The following is a 4,588-nucleotide window of genomic DNA, read 5'->3' on the forward strand; positions in this document are numbered from 1 at the left end:
AGAGGTGTATAAGAGACAGTCGCGGGAATCATGGGGGCGAAGCGCACGCCCGACCTGATCCCGCTGTGTCATCCGATCGCGTTGCACGGGGTGAAGGTCACGCTGGACGTCGAGGACTGGGGCGTGGGGATCACGTGCCGGGTGAAGACGGCCGACCGCACCGGTGTGGAGATGGAGGCGCTGACGGCGGTCTCGGTGGCGGCGCTGGCCCTGATCGACATGGTCAAGGCGGTGGATCCGGGAGCGGTGATCACCGATGTGCGGGTGGAGGAGAAGCTGGGCGGCAAGACCGGGCGCTGGACGAGGGAGCCGGAGGGCTGATGCGGGCACTGGTGATCACCGTGTCGAACCGGGCATCCGCGGGGATTTATGCGGATAAATCAGGACCGTTGCTGGTCGAGCTGCTCCACGGCGACACCGGGTGCGAGGACGTCGACGGCCCGCTCGTGGTGCCGGACGGCGAGCCTGTCGAGGCGGCGCTGCGGAAGGGGCTGGCGGACGGCTACGACGTCATCGTGACCACCGGGGGGACAGGGCTGACGCCGATGGACCTGACGCCGGAGATGACCGCCCGGGTGATTTCCCGGGAAATTCCCGGCATCGCCGAGGCGATCAGGATGGCGAACCGGGACAAGGTGCCGGCATCCGTCCTGTCCCGTGGCCTGGCCGGCCAGGCGGGCAACACCTTGATCGTGAATTTGCCCGGATCGTCCGGAGGCGTACGCGATGGCGTGGCCGTACTCGCCCCGATCCTGCGGCACGCGGTCGATCAGATGCGGGGCGGCGATCACCCGCGCTGACCGGGATTCGGTACGCGCGTGGCGGCATCATGCCCCTTGGGGGGATGATGAGATGTGTGGATCGACTTCGTGGCTGGCCGGCGACCCTGAACGAAGGACCGGTAGGCCTCCGGCCGCTGCGGCTGAGCGACGTACGCGTGTGGCGTGAGACCAGGCTGCGCAATGCGAACTGGCTGCGCCCCTGGGAGCCGAGCAACCCTGAGACGCCCCTGTTCAGGACCGGGCTCGGCCCCTACATCTCCATGGTCGGCACCCTGCGGCGGGAGGCCAGGCAAGGGCTCGCGCTGCCGTGGGTGGTCACGTACGAGGGGCGCTTCGCAGGCCAGCTGACCGTGGGCGCGCTCGTGTGGGGATCCGCCCGTTCCGCCCAGGTCGGATACTGGATCGACGGCGCGCTGGCCGGCCGCGGGATCACCCCCACCGCCCTCGCCATGGCCGTCGACCACTGCTTCTTCACCACCGGATTGCATCGGCTGGAGGCGAACATCCGCCCCGAGAACCAAGCCAGCCGTAGGGTGGTTGAGAAGCTCGGATTCCGGGAAGAAGGCATTCGGCGTCGTCAACTCCACATCGACGGAGCCTGGCGCGACCACATTTGCTACGCGTTGACCGTCGAGGACGTGCCCGGCGGGCTGCTCGTACAGTGGCGTCGCGCCCGCGAGTCGGCCGCTCGCGGGGGGTCTCCTGTCGAAGAGGTTTGACGATCTCGCGACACACCGCACCGAATGCTCGTCAATCAGAACACGCGGTCTTACGGTGCGTGACGTGAGCACATTGAAGACGCAACGAACCCACACGCGTCTTTGTGCTGCCCTCGTTCGGAGGTGGCCGTGAGCAGCGTCCTCCTCTACCTCGCCATTGTCGTCATGTGGTTGTGCGTCCTCATCCCGATGTGGTTGCGCAAGGACAAGACGAACCTCGCCGAGCTCGCCGAGCTCGAGGAGTACTACACCGGCGAGCACCAGCTGCCCGACCTCGACAATCTGGAGCCCTCCGCCGGGGAGGGTGACGAGTACGACGGCGCGCCTCCGGTGGACGTCGAGAAGGTCGACGTCCGCCAGTTCCGCCTGCGGCGCCGCGCCATCATCGTCGCCCGCCGGCGCCGGCTGCTGTTCTTCACCACGCTGCTGGTGCTGGCCTCGATCATCACGGCCGCGGTCCAGATGATTCCGTGGTGGGGGGTGGCGCCGTCCGTCGTCATCATGCTGGCGTACATGGGGTTCCTGCGGGTCGCCGTACGCGTGGACGGGGATCGCCGGGCACGGGTCCGCCAGGCGCGCGCTGAGCGGCTGCGGCGGGCACGCGAGCGCCGCCAGGTCGTGGAAGAGCCGCCGGCTGAGGTGATCGAGCTCGCGTCGCTGCACCAGGACGTCCTGTTCGACCAGTACGCGGAGCCGCCCAGGCGAGCGGTGGGGGACTGAAACGGTTGGCGCGAGGACCCTCAAAGGTTTGCTAATCTGGTCGAGTCCTTGGGGATGTAGCGCAGTCCGGTAGCGCACTTCGTTCGCATCGAAGGGGTCAGGGGTTCGAATCCCCTCATCTCCACCAGGAAGTTGCAGGTAACAAGGGGTTTCGGAGTTGATCCGGAGCCCCTTTTCCCTTGTCTGGGAGTCGATGGGAGCCAATCGGGGAGCCATCTCACTCGGACTCTCTACCCGTGTTGGCTGTCGCCGAAGATGGTGTTCATGGTCTGGGCACCCTTGGTGATCACCGGTCTGAGTTGGTGCCGGTAGACCGCTTCTGTGACGCTGGTGCCTGCATGCCCGACGAGATCGGCGATGGTCTCGATGGGTACGCCCTGGTCACTCATGATGGAGACGAACGAGTGACGCAGTTCGCGGGGACTCCAGGCGGTTCCGATCCCCGCTTCCTTGGTGATCTTGCGGAATGCCCGTCGTACGTTTGACGCGTCCAGTTGGGTGCCGACGCTCGTGCAGAACACCAGGTTGTGATCTTGCCATGCCTCGCCTGCCCTGAGCTTGTTGGCGGCTTGGCTGACGTGGTGCTGCCGGAGAGCCTCGGCCGCCAGCTTGGGGAGTTCCAGCGTGCGCCGCGATTTGCGGGTCTTGGTGTCACCTCCTTCTCGGTCGGCGCGCCACACGTAGATGGCGAACTTCTTGTGCTTGAACCTCACCTCGGTGACTGATCGCCACTGCTTGAGGTTCGGTATCCAGGCGACGACGTGATCCCAGCGCAGCGCGCGGGCTTCCTCGGTGCGAATGCCGGTGGTGAGGCTGATTACCGCGGAGGCGTGGAGTTCGGACGACTCTGCCGCCCCGCTTGTCCGGCTCATGCCGGGAACTCCGGTTGGCCATCAAGCGAACCCAGACGACCCGTCCCCTTCGCTCCACCCGCATTACCAGGCTCGTCACTACTACGAGACGGTCTGCCCCCGTGCCCCGCATCGCTACTCCGCCCCTCACAGTTTTACCCGCTTGGGGATCTCCCCCTCTCGGCGCCGGCCCACCAGGCCGCCGCCAGTATCAGGGCGACGAGCGCGCGCCCGACGCACGACGAGCGCTCACCAGCGCAGCATGGCGGCCACTCCGCCCGCCTCGGCGAGCTCCCGAGCCGCTCCGGTCTCCAGCACGGTGACGTCGCCTCCGTGCTCCAAGGTGAGCTCGATCATCTCTTCCTCCAGTTCTTCGGGGGCGACGGCCATGGACTCGGCGTTCCACAGGCCCGCCTCGTCGAGCAGCAGATGCTCGACCCGGCCCTGCCGCAGCAGGGAGAGGATGTCGTCGAGGCCGACCGCGCCGTTACCGCCCGACAGGGCCAGGTCCCGGGTGCGTACGGCCAGGTCGGCGTCACGCCTGGCCCGCACCTCGTCGAGAGTGGGGCGGACGAACTCCAGCACCTCTGACGGCGACAGGGCGGGATCGAGCACGGCGTCCACCTGGACGATCTCCCTGTCCGCCGGCAGCGCCTCGCTCAGCACCGAGGTGTCACGGGGGTCTCCCACGAGCAGGAGCGTCTCCCAGCCCAGCCGCCGGGCCTGCCCGGCCACGTGCGGGGCCGACTCGCGCAGGAACTTGGTCAGGTGCTCCTCGACGCGCTGGTCGAGGCGGTCGGGGTGGATGCCGCGCCGGGAGAGCCCGGGCAGCGTCGCCGCCCCCTCTCCGGACGAGCCCGCGGTCGCGAGGTTGAAGATGACCGACTCCAGCTCGTCGGCCAGGCCGTACCGGCAGTCGAACAGCCGTACGCCGTCACGCCCCACCCTGGCCACCCCAGCGGGCTTGTCGGCCTGTACGGCGGTGACGAGCGGCAGCAGATAGGCGTGTTCCTTGAGGACGGCAAGGTCACCCACCGGGAGCTGAACCCACTCGGTGCGTACCTCGTCACCGGCCACCTGCGCGAACAGGGCACGCCCGAGACCGGGAGCGGCCGGGTCGAGCAGCTCGGTGACCCGCTGCTCCAGCAAGTCCAGGCGGACGTCCACGAGCCTGGCCCGCTCCTGGTCGGGGCCTGCGGCCAGCTCCTGGCGCAGCGCGGCGATCTCGTTGCGCAGCCGGGTCCGCCCGGCCTGCGTGCCCGGCTCCATCGTGGTGTAGAGGGACAGTACTCCGACCTCGTCGCGGAAGGCCGCCAGCTCGCGTAGATCTGTCTGGTCGAACACCATGATGCGCTCCTCCGTAGGCAGGAGCCCTTGCGGGCCCCGGCGGTGCGGGGGTTGGTTCATTTTACCCGCGCTGCCCGTCGTCGCTGGTCAGCGGCCTTCAGGAGCCCGGGCGCCCCAGGTCCGGAGCGCCTGAAGCACGTGGCGAGGCGACGCCCGGGTGGCGTGAGGG

5 protein-coding genes, 1 tRNA gene and 1 pseudogene are annotated in these 4,588 nt (G+C 68.2%); 5 read left to right on the plus strand and 2 right to left on the minus strand.

The annotated features are described in order from the left end of the window. Positions 1-18: 18 nt before the first annotated feature. The 5 genes and pseudogenes from ETD86_RS52620 to ETD86_RS52640 form a co-directional block, all read left to right on the plus strand. Positions 19-321 (plus strand): annotated as a pseudogene (locus ETD86_RS52620) (cyclic pyranopterin monophosphate synthase MoaC); the annotation flags it as partial. After that, positions 321-800, plus strand: a complete 480-nt coding sequence (locus ETD86_RS52625) for a MogA/MoaB family molybdenum cofactor biosynthesis protein (RefSeq protein ID WP_138674113.1) — start codon at positions 321-323, stop codon at positions 798-800. The pseudogene ETD86_RS52620 and the gene ETD86_RS52625, both read left to right, overlap by 1 nt. Positions 801-847: 47 nt before the next feature. After that, entirely contained in the window at positions 848-1,501 is a 654-nt protein-coding gene (locus tag ETD86_RS52630; protein WP_211370891.1) for a GNAT family N-acetyltransferase, read from the plus strand. A 129-nt stretch (positions 1,502-1,630) separates the two neighbouring features. After that, entirely contained in the window at positions 1,631-2,221 is a 591-nt protein-coding gene (gene sepX, locus ETD86_RS52635; RefSeq protein WP_138674115.1) for a divisome protein SepX/GlpR, read from the plus strand. Positions 2,222-2,271: 50 nt separating this feature from the next. After that, positions 2,272-2,348, plus strand: a tRNA-Ala gene (locus ETD86_RS52640). A 103-nt stretch (positions 2,349-2,451) separates the two neighbouring features. On the opposite strand, the gene ETD86_RS52645 is transcribed toward ETD86_RS52640, so the two are convergent. Together ETD86_RS52645 and ETD86_RS52650 are read right to left on the minus strand one after the other, a co-directional pair. After that, positions 2,452-3,093: a site-specific integrase gene (locus tag ETD86_RS52645; protein ID WP_138674116.1), complete on the minus strand. Its 642-nt coding sequence runs from the start codon at positions 3,091-3,093 to the stop codon at positions 2,452-2,454. A gap of 228 nt (positions 3,094-3,321) precedes the next feature. Continuing rightward, positions 3,322-4,419 (minus strand): baeRF10 domain-containing protein, encoded by a 1,098-nt coding sequence (locus tag ETD86_RS52650; protein WP_138674117.1) that lies wholly within the window; start codon positions 4,417-4,419, stop codon positions 3,322-3,324. Between the last annotated feature and the right edge of the window lie 169 nt (positions 4,420-4,588).

This window comes from Nonomuraea turkmeniaca (assembly GCF_005889735.1).
GTDB classification, from domain to species: Bacteria; Actinomycetota; Actinomycetes; order Streptosporangiales; family Streptosporangiaceae; genus Nonomuraea; species Nonomuraea turkmeniaca.